Source organism: Sphingobium sp. AntQ-1, from assembly GCF_028538045.1.
Classification (GTDB): domain Bacteria; phylum Pseudomonadota; class Alphaproteobacteria; order Sphingomonadales; family Sphingomonadaceae; genus Sphingobium; species Sphingobium cupriresistens.
Window position 1 is genome coordinate 1045292 of record NZ_CP117158.1, and the last position, 13357, is coordinate 1058648.

Below are 13357 nucleotides of genomic sequence, written 5' to 3' on the forward strand. Positions count from 1 at the left end.
ATAAGGGGTGGCATGAGCAAGCGCCCGCCTTCCCTTCCCGCCCAGGCCCATGACATGCGGATGCAGATGGCGCTGCGACAGATTGATTTCGGCGCAGCGCCGCGCCTGGCTGCACCAGCGCCCGCCCTCAAGCCGCAGGCTGCCGAAGATAGGCTGGCGCTGAAGCGGCGCGACTGGCTGCTGTCGGTGCAGGAGCGGCAGCGGGCGCTGTCCCCCTATGCTTCGGGCCTGTTGACCGCCGAAAATCTGTCGGGCGAGGATTTCCTGCACAGCTTCTACGCGCCGGGACGGCCAGTGCTGATCAAGGGCGCCATGGCGGATTGGCCGGCGCTGGAGCGGTGGACGCCTGATTATCTGGCCGAAACGATCGGCGACGCCGAGATCGAATATCAGGGCGGGCGATCACGTGCGCAGGATTATGAGCTGAAGAAGGATCGGCACCGCAAGCGCGCGCCCTTCCGCCAGTTCATCGCCCTGGCGCGGGCGGGCGGCAACGATGCCTATCTGACCGCGTCGAACAGCGCCGCCAATGCGCCGGCGCTGGCGCCGCTGGCGGCGGACCTGGGGCATCTGGACGCCTATCTGACGCGCGCGCCGGGGATGGTCTGGATCGGCGGCGAAGGCACGTTCACGCCGCTGCACTTCGACCTGACCAACAATCTGCTGGCGCAGGTGACGGGGACCAAGCGCGTGATCCTGATCCCGCCGTCGCAGACGCAGCGGCTGGCGCACACGTCGCATGTGTTCAGCGATGTACGCGATATTACCGATCCCGCGCGGTTGGCGCTCTACCAGCAGGCGCAGGACGTGCTGCGCTATGAGGTGCTGCTGACGCCGGGCGACCTGCTGTTCGTGCCCATAGGCTGGTGGCATCAGGTGCGGTCGGAGAGTTTCGCGACTATGCTGACCTATACCGGCTTCCATTGGGACAATGGCGGGCATGAGAGCTATCCGGCTGGGTAGTCGCCCAATGGCCCGACCTCATTCTTCCCACCGAAACGGACCGGGTTGCGTCTTCGCCCAAAGGCTCCATCACCTATGCTTCCGCTGTCGAAACGACAGGGGGAACGATGATGTTCGCGATTCGCTTAATGGCCATTGCTTGTTGCGTAACGCTGCCTGGATGTGCCGGTCTTGTGACGGCGTGGAAAAGTGATCCGTTACAGGTCTATGCTATGGAGAATCCGGCCGTTTACACAATGACCGGCGATCGCCGGACGGCCGTGTTGATGGACACGAATACGGCAAGGCGCTTCTGCGCGGAATCTCTGCCGGATGCCGCGGTCGCTTATGGCGCGACATCCACTGCCGGACTCACAGCGAAGGGAATAGACGCAAAATTCTCCGACGCCGTGACCGCCACTTTGCTCCAGACGTTTCAGCGAACACAGGATGCTGAAATCTATCGTCAGATGGGTTGGAATAGCTGCCTGGCCTGGGCGCAGGGCGCGATCACATCCGAGCAATATCATGCGCTTTTGCAGCTGATGGTCACAGGCGGTCTGGATACCATGAAAAAACGCGCGGAACCTGCCCCAATAGCGGCGCCAGCGCCATCTCCGGCGGCCGCAGGCGCCGGGCCAGTCAAAGCCCCGGTCGGCAGAGACTGACCGCCAGTAAAGCCCTACCCCTCGCGCAATTGTTCGTGGTGGCGGATCACCTCGTCGATGATGAAGCGCAGGAATTTTTCGGTGAAGTCGGGATCGAGCTTCGCATCCTGCGCCAACTGGCGCAGGCGGGCGATCTGGCGCTCTTCTCGGCCAGGATCAGCGGGGGGCAGATCGTGAGTCGCCTTATGCTCGCCGACCGCCTGGGTGACCTTGAACCGTTCGGCCAGCATGAACACCAGCGCCGCGTCGATATTGTCGATGCTTTCGCGATAGCGGTTCAAAGTCTCGTCCACGTGGGGCCTCCGGTTCCAGATGGCGCGCTTTTTGCCGCATCCGGCGCGTCGCGCAAGCTATTCCCGCTTGCCTTTCACATTTTGCATCGCCACATGGGCGCGGTCATGACAGCACCCGCCCCCGGTAACGTCCACCCGATCGGCCGCGCCAACAGCGCCCCCTCGCTCGCCCCCATCATGGCGCTCGTCGCCGACGGCATGAACCAGGTCAATGCCGTGATCCTGGACCGGATGCAGTCGCGCATCCCGCTGATCCCGGAATTGGCCGGCCACCTGATCGCGGGCGGCGGCAAGCGATTGCGGCCGATGCTGACCTTGGCCTGCGCCGACCTGGTCGGCTATGCCGGGTCGCGCCATTACAAATTGTCCGCCGCGGTCGAGTTCATCCACACCGCCACGCTGTTGCACGACGATGTCGTCGACGGATCGGGGCTTCGGCGGGGGCGCAAGACCGCGAACATCATCTGGGGCAACAGCGCCAGCGTGCTGGTGGGCGACTTCCTCTTCTCCCGTTCCTTCGAGTTGATGGTGGAAGCCGAGTCGCTCAAGGTGCTCAAGATCCTGGCCAATGCGTCGGCGGTGATCGCGGAGGGCGAGGTCAACCAGTTGACCGCGCAGCGCAAGATCGACACCAGCGAAGAACAATATCTGGACATTATCGGCGCCAAGACCGCCGCCCTGTTCGCCGCCGCCTGTCGCATTTCCGCCGTTGTCGCCGACCGCGACGAGGCGGAGGAGCAGGCGCTGGACGTTTATGGCCGCAATCTGGGCATCGCATTCCAGTTGATCGACGATGCGATCGATTATGAATCGGACGGCGCGACCATGGGCAAGGATGCGGGCGACGATTTCCGCGACGGCAAGGTGACGTTGCCGGTGATCCTGGCATATGCGCGTGGGGATGAGGCGGATCGCGCTTTCTGGAAGGCGGCGATCGCGGGTCACAAGATCAGCGACGAAGACCTGGCCCATGCAACCGGCCTGCTCCGCCAGACCGGGGCGATCGCCGACACGCTGGCGCGCGCGCGCCATTATGGCCAGCGGGCGATTGACGCGCTGGGGCGCTTCGAGGCCGGCAAGGCCAAAGCGGCCCTTACCGAAGCGGTGGAGTTCGCTATAGCGCGCGCCTATTGAGGGAATAAGCGGGTTTGCTCGTTTCCTGTCGCGATACTGACTTTAATGGTCCGTTCGTCCTGAGTAGCCACTGAGCGAAGTCGAAGTGGCGTATCGAAGGATTGAGCTTGGCGCGGATGCTTCGATATGGGGCTTCGACTTCGCTCAGCCCCTACTCAGCACGAACGGGAGCATAATAAGGCTTCCTGGTCTTGATCCTGTCCCCCGAAACCATCGCCTTCCTCATGGCCGCAGCAACGATGGCCGGGTGCATCGACGCGATGGCGGGCGGCGGCGGGCTGATTACTCTGCCCGCGCTGATGGCCGCTGGCATACCGCCGGTGCAGGCGGTGGCGACCAACAAGCTGCAAAGCTGTTTCGGCACCTTTGGCGCGTGCGTCGCCTATGCGCGGCGCGGGCATATGGACCTTAAAACCTACAAGGGGCCGATCATCGCCGCCTTTGTCGGGTCGGTGGCCGGAGCATGGCTGTTGCAGCGGGTCGATCCGTCGATCCTGGCCGGGCTGATGCCCGCGCTGCTGGTCGCGATGGCCGCCTATTTCACCTTCTCGCCCAAGCTGGGCGACGCCGATCGCCATGCGCGGGTCGGCATGGCGGGCCTGACGGGCCTTGTCGGCGTAGTGGGCTTCTATGACGGCTTTTTCGGGCCGGGCGCGGGCGCCTTCTACACCACCATCTTGCTGGCGCTCGGCGGCCTGTCGATCCTACGCGCGACGGCCCAGACTAAGGCCGCCAATTTCGCGAGCAATGTCGCGGGCCTGCTGACCATGGTCGCGGGTGGCCATGTGATCTGGGTCGCGGGCCTGTGTATGGCGGTGGGCAGCCTGTTCGGCGGGCAGATCGGGTCGCATCTGGCGATGCGGTTCGGGTCGCGGCTGATCAAGCCGCTGCTGATCATCATGTCGCTGGCGCTGACCGCCAAGATGCTGCTGGACCCGCAGAACCCGATCCATATCTATCTGTTCGGATGATGCTCCGGCCGTATCTTTTGCCTATTCCGCCTGCAACAGCGTCGCGACGCGGCGGTGCAGTTCATCCATAGCGAAGGGCTTGGTCAGCACTTCCATGCCATGTTCGATATGACCATGGTTCAGCACGGCGTTTTCGGCATAGCCGGTGACGAACAATATCCGAAGATCAGGACGCAGCGTGCGGGCGGCGTCGGCGACCTGGCGACCGTTCAGCCCACCGGGCAGGCCGACATCGGTGATGAGCAGGTCGATCCGGCCGCGTGATTCCAGGATGCGCAGGCCCGATGGTCCGTCCGCCGCCTCCAGGCAGGCATAGCCCAGATCCTGCAGCGCATCGACGATCAGCATCCGCACCGACGGTTCATCGTCGATCACCAGCACCGTCTCGCCCGCCTCCGCCTCGACAACCGGCTCGGCGATGTCGGGCGAATCCACATCCTCCTCGCCGCGATGGCGGGGCAGGTAGATGCAGACCATCGTGCCATCGCCGGGTTCGGAATAGATGCGGACATGGCCGTTGCTCTGCCGCGCGAAGCCATACACCATGGAGAGGCCAAGACCCGTCCCCTGGCCGATCGGCTTGGTGGTGAAAAAGGGGTCGAACACCCGGTCTAGGATCGCCTTGTCGATGCCGGTCCCGGTATCGCTGGTGCAAATGGTGACATATTGGCCCTGCGTCAGGCCATGATCGCGTGCGGTGCGATCGTCCAGCCAGCGATTGCCCGTCTCGATCGTGATCTTGCCCCCGGCGGGCATCGCGTCGCGCGCGTTGATGCAGAGGTTGAGCAGCGCATTTTCCAGCTGGTTGGCGTCAACCAGGGCGGGCCACAGGCCAGAGGCGGCGATCGTCTGCACCTCTATCTGCGGGCCGACGGTACGGCGGACCAGTTCGGAAAAATCGCCCAGCAGCCGATTGACGACGGTGGGCTTGGGGCTGAGCGTCTGGCGGCGGGAGAAAGCGAGCAGGCGATGGGTGAGCGCGGCGGCGCGGCGGGTCGCGCCCTGCCCGGCGGTCAGATATTTGTCGATATCCCCCGTGCGGCCCTGCGCCAGCCGGACGCCGATCATTTCGAACGCGCCGGAAATGCCGGCCAGAAGATTGTTGAAATCATGGGCCAGACCGCCGGTCAACTGGCCGACCGCCTCCATTTTCTGCGCCTGGCGCAGCGCGCCTTCCGCTTCCTCCTGCTCCGCCAGCGCTTGCGCGATGCGGGCTTCGAGCGTGTCGTTAAGGTCGCGCAGCGCTTTTTGCGCCTTCACTTGCGCGCTGATATCCTTGAACAGCACCGCGACCTGCCGGTTTTCAAACGGGCCTACGCGGAAGGAGGAGACGTCGAGATAATGGCCTGTCTTTTCCAGTTCGCGCTGGAAACGGATCGGCTTGCCCGTGCGAAGCACGCTACCGTATAATTCGACCCAGCCGTCCGCTTCGTCCGGCACCATTTCGCGCAGCTTTTGCCCCACGACATTGGGAATGCCGGCATTACGTTCATAGGCGGCGTTCGCCTCGACATGGATATAGTCGCTCAAGGGACCATGGGGACCATCGAAAAATTCGATGATGCAGAAGCCGTCCTCCATCGTTTCGAACAGGATGCGATAGCGTTCCGCGTCCCCGATCAGGCTGTCCATTCCCTTTATCGTCCCTTCGTATGCGCGGCATTCCTGTTCGCGACCGACGAACATGGATCAACAGCTTTGGCCGCGGAACGTGTCGCAAGGCAACTGTTTCCACGATGGCTCGCATTTTGCGCGACTTGCGGTTTGTGGCAATCAGCGCGAGAGGAGGCGCGATGAGCGACCTGCCGATCCACGATGTGCTGCCCGACCTGCTCGCCGCGTTGCGGACGGGCGTCAATGCCGTGCTGGTGGCGCCGCCGGGCGCGGGCAAGACGACGGCGGTCGCGCCGGCGTTGCTGGACGAGCCATGGTGCACCGGACAGGTGTTGCTGCTGTCGCCGCGCAGGCTGGCGGCGCGGGCGGCCGCGGAGCGGATCGCCGAGATGCTAGGCGAGCAGCCGGGCGACACGGTCGGCTATGCGACGAGGATGGACAGCAAGGTGTCGGCGCGCACGCGGCTGCTGGTGCTGACCGAGGGTATTTTCGTGCGGCGGATACAGGATGATCCGGAACTGGCGGGCGTGTCTGCGGTGCTGTTCGACGAAGTGCATGAGCGAAGCCTGGACAGCGATTTCGGCCTGGCTTTGGCGCTGGACGCGCAGGGGGCTTTGCGGCCGGATTTGCGGATCGTGCCGATGTCGGCGACATTGGATGGGGCGCGCTTTGCGGCGCTGCTGGATGGCGCGCCGGTGATCGAGAGCAAGGGGCGTATCCAGCCGCTGGAAATGCGCCATATCGGGCGCGCGGCGGAAAAGAAGATCGAGGATGAGATGGCGGTTGCGATCCGCCGGGCTTTGGCGGAGGAGGCCGAGGGCGACCTGCTGGCCTTCCTGCCTGGCGTGCGGGAGATCGAGCGGACGGCGGAACGGATCGAGGGCATCGCCGAGGTGCATATGCTGCATGGGTCGCTCGATCCCGGCGCGCAGCGGGCGGCGATCCGGCCGTCCCGCTCCGGCGCGCGAAAGGTCATTCTTGCAACCAGCATCGCCGAAACCAGCCTGACCATCGACGGGGTGCGGATCGTGGTGGACAGCGGGCTGGCGCGGCGGCCGCGTTACGACCGGGCGGCGGGCGTGACGCGGCTGGTGACCGAACGGGCGAGCCAGGCGTCAGCGACCCAGCGCGCGGGTCGCGCGGCGCGGCAGCGGCCCGGCGTCGCCTATCGCCTGTGGGAGGGGGCGGCGAGCGCGGGGATGCCGCCTTTCGACCCGCCGGAGATTTTGGAAAGCGACCTGTCGAGCCTGTTGCTCGATTGCGCGCTATGGGGCGTGAGCGATCCGGGCGCGCTGCGCTGGCTCGATCCGCCGCCGGCCGCAGCGGTAGAGGAAGCGCGCAGGCGGCTGACCGTGCTGGAGGCGCTGGACGAGGACGGACGCATCACGCCGCATGGCAAAGCGCTGGCGAGGCTGCCTCTGTCCCCGCGCATCGCGCACATGCTGATGCGCGCGGGCGAGATGGGGCTGGCGGAGGTAGCGGCCGACGTCGCCGTGCTGCTGGGCGAGCGCGGCGTTGGCGGGCAAGACACGGACCTGACGTTGCGGCGGCAGCGCTGGCGGCGCGAGAGCGGCAAGCGGGCCGACGCGGCGCGGGGGTTGGCGCGGCGCTGGGCGAAGCTGGTGAAGCGTGGGCCGGGCGATGGCGGCGGCGATCATGCGATCGGCCTGTGCCTCGCCCTTGCCTTCCCCGATCGCGTCGCCAAGCGCCGCTCCGCCGATGGCGCGAACTGGGCGAGCGTGGGTGGGCGCGGCTTCCGGCTCGATCCGCTGTCGCCGCTGGCGCGCGAGGACTGGCTGGCGGTCGGCGAAGTGCAGGGCAGCGCGGCGGGCGCGCGGATATTGTCCGCTGCGCCGATCGGTGAGGCAGACGTGATCGCTCTGTTCGGCGCGCATATCACCGAGTACCGCACCGTGAAATTCCGCCCGGCCAATGGCGGGATCGAAGCGTTGCGCGAGCGGCGGCTGGGCGCGGTGCGGCTGTCGTCAGGGTCCGATGACCGCCCCGATCCGGATGCCGTGGTCGCGGCGCTGGTCGATGGCGTGCGGCAGAGCGGGATAGACCTGCTCCCCTGGTCGGAGGCGGCCCAGTCATTGCGGATGCGGGACGGCTTTGCCGGGATCGAAGCGCTGTCCGATACGGCCTTGATCGCGACGCTGGATGATTGGTTGCCGCCACTCCTGATGGGCAAGCGGCGATTGTCGGACATCAACCGGTCCCTATTGTCAGGCGTGCTGGAGGGTTTGATCGGCTGGGATGGCAAGAGCGAGCTCGACCGGCTTGCGCCGGCCGACTTCCGCTCACCAGCAGGTAGCCATCATGCGATCGACTATGCGGCCGAGGGTGGGCCACGAGTGGAATTGCGCGTGCAGGCGCTGTTTGGCCTTGGAGAACATCCCACTGTGGGCAGCCAGCGCATTCCGCTCGTCCTGTCGCTGACTTCGCCGGCCGGACGACCGATCCAGACGACGCGCGACCTGCCCGGCTTCTGGGCGGGCAATTGGCGCGACGTGGCCAAGGAAATGCGCGGCCGATATCCGCGCCATCCCTGGCCCGACGATCCGGCCGGAGCCAGCGCTACATTGCGCACCAAAAACGCCGATGTCAGAGGACATGGCGCCCGGAAGTCTTGACTTAGCGGCAACCACTGGTGCAACGCAGCATGACGAATTACCGGAGTCTTTCGCGATGAGCGCGCGCATTTACCAGATCCAGAAGAACGCCCTCCAGTCCGGCAAGGCGCTGACCCATAAATGGGTGCTGGAATATGCGCCCGCCGAAGCCAAGCAGGCCGATCCGCTGACTGGCTGGGCCGGTTCGGGCGACACCAGGCAGCAGTTGAAGCTGAGCTTTCCGTCGCAGGAAGCCGCGATCGCCTATGCGGACAAGGAAGGCGTCGCCTACACCGTGATCGCGACGCCGCCCAAGACGCTGAAATTACAGGCCTACGCCGACAATTTCCGGTAAATAGCCGTTTTAGCCCATTCATATTCGGGCGTGATGCTGCCCGATTGACGCCTTATTCGCTTGCCATAGGGCTGGACGGAGCGGCAAATGCCGCGCTTTGACGGAAAGATTTTCACGATAATGACGGATCGCAACGCAATTTTCGACAGCATCGCGACGCAGGTCGCGCCCTTCAACAAGAAGGGTGTCGAACTGACCGAAGCCACCACCTTTGCCGGCGACCTGGAATGGGACAGCCTGACGGTGATGGATTTCGTCGCGGCGATCGAGGATGCGTTCGACATCATCATCACCATGAACATGCAGGCCGAAATCGAAACCGTCGGCCAGTTGGTGGACGCAGTCGCCAAGCTGAAGGGCTAAGCCCCCTCCCTGTCCCCGTTCGGTTCGAGCCTGTCGAGAACGATGCGCTTGGTTCTCGACAGGCTCGAACCGAACGGAGGTTTAGAACCGAACGGATTTTATATATGACCGACGCCGCCGCCACCGCAAACGATGCGCACACCCCGGCCGAAACGCCTGCCGCGCGCGACCTGTTTTCCAAGTTCGATCCCTTGATCGCCGAGCGCGAGGCGCTGCTGGCGACGGGCGTGCGTGATCCTTTCGCGATCGTGATGGACGAGGTGAAGTCGCCGACCCAGGCCGTCATCAAGGGCAAGGACACGATCCTGCTCGGCACCTATAATTATATGGGCATGACGTTCGACCCCGATGTGGTCGCAGCTGGCAAGAAGGCGCTGGACGAGTTCGGCGCCGGCACCACCGGCAGCCGCGTGCTGAACGGCACCTATCAGGGCCATGCCGAAGTCGAAACCGCGCTGCGCGAATTTTACGGGACCAGCGGCGCGATGGTCTTTTCGACCGGCTATCAGGCCAATCTGGGCGTCATTTCGACGCTGGCGGGCAAGGGCGACTATGTCATTCTGGACGCCGACAGCCATGCGTCCATCTATGACGGTTGTTTCCTGGGCGACGCGGAAATCGTCCGTTTCCGCCACAACAGCGTCGAGGATCTGGCCAAGCGCCTGGCTCGCCTGCCCGCCGACGCGCTGAAACTGGTGGTGCTGGAAGGCGTCTATTCGATGCTGGGCGATGTCGCCCCCCTGCCCGAAATGGTCGCGGCCGTGCGACAGCATTCCAATTGCATGATTCTGGTGGACGAGGCCCATGGCATGGGCTTTTTTGGGCAGAACGGCCGGGGCGTCTATGAGGAGCAGGGCGTCGAGGCCGATGTTGATTTCGTGGTCGGCACCTTCTCCAAGTCGGTCGGCACCGTCGGTGGCTTCTGCGTCTCCAACCATCCCAAGTTCGAGATTTTGCGGCTCGTCTGCCGCCCCTATGTCTTTACCGCGTCGCTGCCGCCCAGCGTCGTCGCCACTGCGGCGACCAGCATCCGCAAGCTCATGCACGCGGGCGAAAAACGCGCCCATCTGTGGAAGAACAGCCAGCGCCTGCACAAGGGGCTGACCGACCTCGGCTTTACCCTCGGCACGAAGACGCCGCAGTCGGCGATCATCGCCGTGATCCTGACCGACCAGACTCAGGCGGTAGCGATGTGGCAGACGCTGCTGGAACTGGGCCTTTACGTCAACATGGCGCGCCCGCCCGCGACCCCGGCCGGCACCTTCCTGCTGCGCTGTTCGCTGTGCGCCGAACATAGCGACGAACAGGTCGAGCAGATCATCGGCATGTTCGAAGCCGCAGGCAGGGCGACCGGCGCGATCACTTAATCGCGCGCTGTACGAAACGCCCAACCGATCGCTTCGTGCGACCGAATGAGAATATGCCGTGGAACTTTTGATTGATGATGTTTCGCGGTTAAGCTTGTTGGTCTAGTGTAACGGTCCATGGCCGACAGCGACCATCAGTTTGCAAGGGACCAGGACGGGTGGGCCAGAGGCTGGCGCGCGCTGACACGGCGCGTGCTGCCGCTGCTGCTCGCCGCCTTGTTGATCGGATCGCTGGGCGCGCTGCTTTATAGCGCCAGCGATGCGTCGCGCGAACATGCCCAGGCGCTGGCCGAACAGCAGAGCAGTTTCGAGGTGATCGCGCTGGCGCGCGGCTTTGAGGCGCGCATGGCCCGCGCCGAAGTCACGCTGGCGCGCTATGTCATCAGCCTGGAGCCCGATACCGGGCGGCTGTTCCAGGACCAGTGGCGCGGCGCGGCCAGCCAGTTGAAGGCGCTCAGCTACGCCACGCGCCGGTCGGGCTGGCAGCATGGCAATGTCGAAGCGCTGCACTATGCCTTCATCCAGCGCGGCAAGACGCTGAGCGAAATCGGCCTGCGCACCACATACGACCAGAAGATGGCGGCGCTGGGCCGTTTTCATCAGGCGGGCAAGACCCAGGATCTGCGGCGCATCACCGCGCTGCTGGACCTGGTCATCAAGGCGGAGAATGACCGGCTGCGCGAACGCAGCCTGGCGGTGACGCTGGCGGGCGACCGCAGCGAATGGGTGGGCAAGACGTCGCGGCTCGTGGGGCTGGCGATGCTGGTGTGCATATTGTTTGGCGTCTGGTTCGCCAACACGGCCTTTCGCGAACGGCGCACGGCGCGGCGGCTGGCGGAGGCGGAAACAGAGCGGGCGGACCGGCTGGAGGCGGCGGTCGCGGCGCGCACGGCCGAACTATCCTATGCCTATGAGCAATTGAAGCTGGAATCGGCGGACCGGGCGGCGGCCGAACATGATCTGCGCCAGATGCAGAAGATGGATGCGGTCGGCCAGTTGACCGGCGGCATCGCCCATGATTTCAACAATATGCTGGCCGTCGTGGTCGGCGGGCTGGAACTGGCCAAGCGCAAATTCCGGTTGAAGCCCGAAGAAGCCAGCAGGCATCTGGACAATGCGATGGAAGGCGCCAATCGCGCGTCTGCGCTGACGCGCCGGTTGCTGGCCTTCGCCCGGTCCGAACCGCTGCTGCCCAGCGCCGTCGATCCCGATGCGCTGCTGTCGGGCATGGCCGACCTGATCGACCGCACGATCGGCGACCAGATCACCGTCCGCTTCGCCCAGGGCGCGAGCGGCTGGTGCATCTTCGTCGACCAGCATCAGATGGAAAATGCGATCCTGAACCTGTGCGTCAATGCGCGCGACGCGATGGACGGACGTGGCCAGTTGACGCTGGCGACCGGCCAGACGGCGTTGGCGGCGCGCGAGATTGGCGAATGCGCGGCAGGCGACTATGTCACCGTGACCGTCACCGACGATGGCTGCGGCATGACGCCGGACGTGCTGGCGCGTGTGTTCGAACCCTTTTTCACCACCAAGCCGGTCGGCAAGGGTACGGGCCTGGGCCTCAGCCAGATTTTCGGCTTCGTGCGTCAGTGCCGGGGCGAGGTCCGCATCGAATCGCAGCCGGGCCAGGGCAGCAGCGTGCATCTCTACCTGCCGCGGTCCATCGTCGCCGGAGAAGTCGCCAATGGGGAGGTCAGCTTGGCGCGGGCGCCGGTGGAACAGCCCCCGACCCGCATTTTGGTGGTGGAGGACGATCCCCGCGTGTTGAACCAGACGATGGCGGCGCTCAGCGAACTGGGCCATCTGCCGATCGCCTGCGACCATCCGGCCAAGGCGGCCAAATTGCTGGCCAATAATAGTGATGTCGGCCTGATCATCAGCGACGTGTTGATGCCCGACATGACCGGGCCGGAAATGGTGAAGGCGCTGCCGGCCCGCTTCCGCCATCTGCCGGTGCTGTTCGTCACCGGATATGCCGGCGACGCCAATGACAGCGCCGATTTCGAGGGGCATGAGGTGCTGCGCAAACCCTATACGCTGATGGCGCTGGGGCAGGCGTTGACCCATACGCTCAGCAGTCAGGCCCTCAGCGAATCGCGCCACCCCGGAACAGCCGCGGCAGCAGAATGACAGCGCCGAGCAGCGGCCAGCGCCGCTGCCAGGGCTTGATCGCGATCTGCGTGCCCGCGTGGCGATTGATCTTCCAAGCCAGATAATCGATGCCGCCGGCATAGGTGAAGCTGGCCTTGGCCAGACGGATTACCGACAGGCGCTTGCCGCGCCGCTGGAGGCTGCGCCAGTGCGCGGGCGTATCAGCTGGCGAGGATGGCAGGCCATCGGCGAGCGCGGCGTCGCCAACGCGGCGATAGCGATCGGGATCGGCATCGACGATCGAGAGGGAGCGGCCCGTCTTTTCGGCGCGCAGTTCGGCGTTATAGGTCAGGGTGAAGCCGGTGCGCCATAAGGCGAGCGCATCGCCCTGCCCCTCCGCCATCGGCCGCGCCAGCGACAGCAATGTCGGCGCGGCCTGCGCGACGGCGGCGATCGCGCGCTGGCGGGCGAGGTCGTCGGCGGCCCAGAGCAGGCGCGAGGGCTGGGCGAAGCGCGCCCAGACCGAGACATTGTCGGCCTCCATGCTGTTCAACCGAGCGAAGTCGGCTTCGGACAGCACGGCATATTTGGCGATCAGCCCCTGATGTTCGAACGGGAAGACATTGGGCGGGATCATGCGGTTGGCGCGCGCCAGCCAGCTTTTGCCATAGGCGGCGGGATAGTCCGACACGATCAGGTAGAAATCGAGCATCAGCCCGTCGAGATTCTTCTCCCGCAGGCAGGAGCCGTAGAAGAGAACCGCGCGGGCCGCCTGCGGATATTTGGCTGCCAGTGCGCCCGCCATGGCGGCGGCGCGGGGATCGGCCGGAGCGCTGAGTTCGGCGGTGACGAGGGGGAGGAGTTGGCTGGGCATTGGAGCGTGCAAAAGAGGCTGAACCTATCGTCCGTTCGGGCTGAGCCTGTCGAAGCCTTACCCTGCT

12 protein-coding genes are annotated in these 13357 nt (G+C 65.1%); 9 read left to right on the forward strand and 3 right to left on the reverse strand.

Annotated elements, in window-relative coordinates:
- Window positions 1-12 precede the first annotated feature (12 nt).
- Both sphantq_RS05195 and sphantq_RS05200 read left to right on the forward strand, forming a co-directional pair.
- The gene (locus sphantq_RS05195) at window positions 13-963 is read left to right on the forward strand and encodes a cupin-like domain-containing protein (protein WP_272799757.1); all 951 of its coding nucleotides are present in this window, start codon (window positions 13-15) and stop codon (window positions 961-963) included.
- 107 nt (window positions 964-1070) lie between these two features.
- A complete protein-coding gene (locus sphantq_RS05200) occupies window positions 1071-1610 on the forward strand; it encodes a hypothetical protein (RefSeq protein ID WP_129926793.1) in 540 nt (179 codons plus the stop codon).
- A 14-nt stretch (window positions 1611-1624) separates the two neighbouring features.
- On the opposite strand, the gene sphantq_RS05205 is transcribed toward sphantq_RS05200, so the two are convergent.
- On the reverse strand, window positions 1625-1903 hold the full coding sequence (locus sphantq_RS05205) for a chorismate mutase (protein WP_066604061.1): 279 nt from the start codon (window positions 1901-1903) through the stop codon (window positions 1625-1627).
- Between the two features lie 105 nt (window positions 1904-2008).
- On the opposite strand from sphantq_RS05205, the gene sphantq_RS05210 reads away from it, so the two are divergent.
- Both sphantq_RS05210 and sphantq_RS05215 read left to right on the forward strand, forming a co-directional pair.
- Window positions 2009-3037 carry a polyprenyl synthetase family protein gene (locus sphantq_RS05210; protein ID WP_066605565.1) on the forward strand — a complete coding sequence of 343 codons (1029 nt, stop codon included), beginning with the start codon at window positions 2009-2011 and terminating at the stop codon, window positions 3035-3037.
- A gap of 191 nt (window positions 3038-3228) precedes the next feature.
- Entirely contained in the window at window positions 3229-4008 is a 780-nt protein-coding gene (locus tag sphantq_RS05215; protein WP_066604064.1) for a TSUP family transporter, read from the forward strand.
- Between the two features lie 21 nt (window positions 4009-4029).
- Here sphantq_RS05215 and sphantq_RS05220 read toward each other — a convergent pair whose 3' ends face one another.
- Window positions 4030-5640: an ATP-binding protein gene (locus sphantq_RS05220; RefSeq protein ID WP_129926795.1), complete on the reverse strand. Its 1611-nt coding sequence runs from the start codon at window positions 5638-5640 to the stop codon at window positions 4030-4032.
- 161 nt (window positions 5641-5801) lie between these two features.
- On the opposite strand from sphantq_RS05220, the gene hrpB reads away from it, so the two are divergent.
- The 5 genes from hrpB (at window position 5802) to sphantq_RS05245 (ending at window position 12455) form a co-directional block, all read left to right on the forward strand.
- Window positions 5802-8255 (forward strand): ATP-dependent helicase HrpB, encoded by a 2454-nt coding sequence (gene hrpB / locus sphantq_RS05225; RefSeq protein ID WP_272799758.1) that lies wholly within the window; start codon window positions 5802-5804, stop codon window positions 8253-8255.
- Between the two features lie 55 nt (window positions 8256-8310).
- The gene (locus tag sphantq_RS05230; protein WP_066604070.1) at window positions 8311-8589 is read left to right on the forward strand and encodes an ETC complex I subunit; all 279 of its coding nucleotides are present in this window, start codon (window positions 8311-8313) and stop codon (window positions 8587-8589) included.
- A 120-nt stretch (window positions 8590-8709) separates the two neighbouring features.
- The gene (locus sphantq_RS05235; RefSeq protein ID WP_066605577.1) at window positions 8710-8952 is read left to right on the forward strand and encodes an acyl carrier protein; all 243 of its coding nucleotides are present in this window, start codon (window positions 8710-8712) and stop codon (window positions 8950-8952) included.
- Between the two features lie 104 nt (window positions 8953-9056).
- Entirely contained in the window at window positions 9057-10319 is a 1263-nt protein-coding gene (gene spt, locus sphantq_RS05240) for a serine palmitoyltransferase (RefSeq protein ID WP_066604072.1), read from the forward strand.
- A gap of 117 nt (window positions 10320-10436) precedes the next feature.
- Window positions 10437-12455: an ATP-binding protein gene (locus tag sphantq_RS05245; RefSeq protein WP_272799759.1), complete on the forward strand. Its 2019-nt coding sequence runs from the start codon at window positions 10437-10439 to the stop codon at window positions 12453-12455.
- On the opposite strand, the gene sphantq_RS05250 is transcribed toward sphantq_RS05245, so the two are convergent.
- On the reverse strand, window positions 12412-13290 hold the full coding sequence (locus tag sphantq_RS05250) for a hypothetical protein (protein WP_066604078.1): 879 nt from the start codon (window positions 13288-13290) through the stop codon (window positions 12412-12414). The genes sphantq_RS05245 and sphantq_RS05250 overlap by 44 nt on opposite strands.
- Window positions 13291-13357: the final 67 nt, after the last annotated feature.

Bases quoted from the DNA above. Each gene is read 5' to 3' on its own strand.
- sphantq_RS05195 (WP_272799757.1), top strand. From the start codon at position 13: ATGAGCAAGCGCCCGCCTTCCCTTCCCGCCCAGGCCCATGACATGCGG.
- sphantq_RS05200 (WP_129926793.1), top strand. From the start codon at position 1,071: ATGATGTTCGCGATTCGCTTAATGGCCATTGCTTGTTGCGTAACGCTG.
- sphantq_RS05210 (WP_066605565.1), top strand. From the start codon at position 2,009: ATGACAGCACCCGCCCCCGGTAACGTCCACCCGATCGGCCGCGCCAAC.
- sphantq_RS05220 (WP_129926795.1), bottom strand. From the start codon at position 5,640: ATGGACAGCCTGATCGGGGACGCGGAACGCTATCGCATCCTGTTCGAA.
- hrpB (WP_272799758.1), top strand. From the start codon at position 5,802: ATGAGCGACCTGCCGATCCACGATGTGCTGCCCGACCTGCTCGCCGCG.
- sphantq_RS05230 (WP_066604070.1), top strand. From the start codon at position 8,311: ATGAGCGCGCGCATTTACCAGATCCAGAAGAACGCCCTCCAGTCCGGC.
- sphantq_RS05235 (WP_066605577.1), top strand. From the start codon at position 8,710: ATGACGGATCGCAACGCAATTTTCGACAGCATCGCGACGCAGGTCGCG.
- spt (WP_066604072.1), top strand. From the start codon at position 9,057: ATGACCGACGCCGCCGCCACCGCAAACGATGCGCACACCCCGGCCGAA.
- sphantq_RS05245 (WP_272799759.1), top strand. From the start codon at position 10,437: ATGGCCGACAGCGACCATCAGTTTGCAAGGGACCAGGACGGGTGGGCC.
- sphantq_RS05250 (WP_066604078.1), bottom strand. From the start codon at position 13,290: ATGCCCAGCCAACTCCTCCCCCTCGTCACCGCCGAACTCAGCGCTCCG.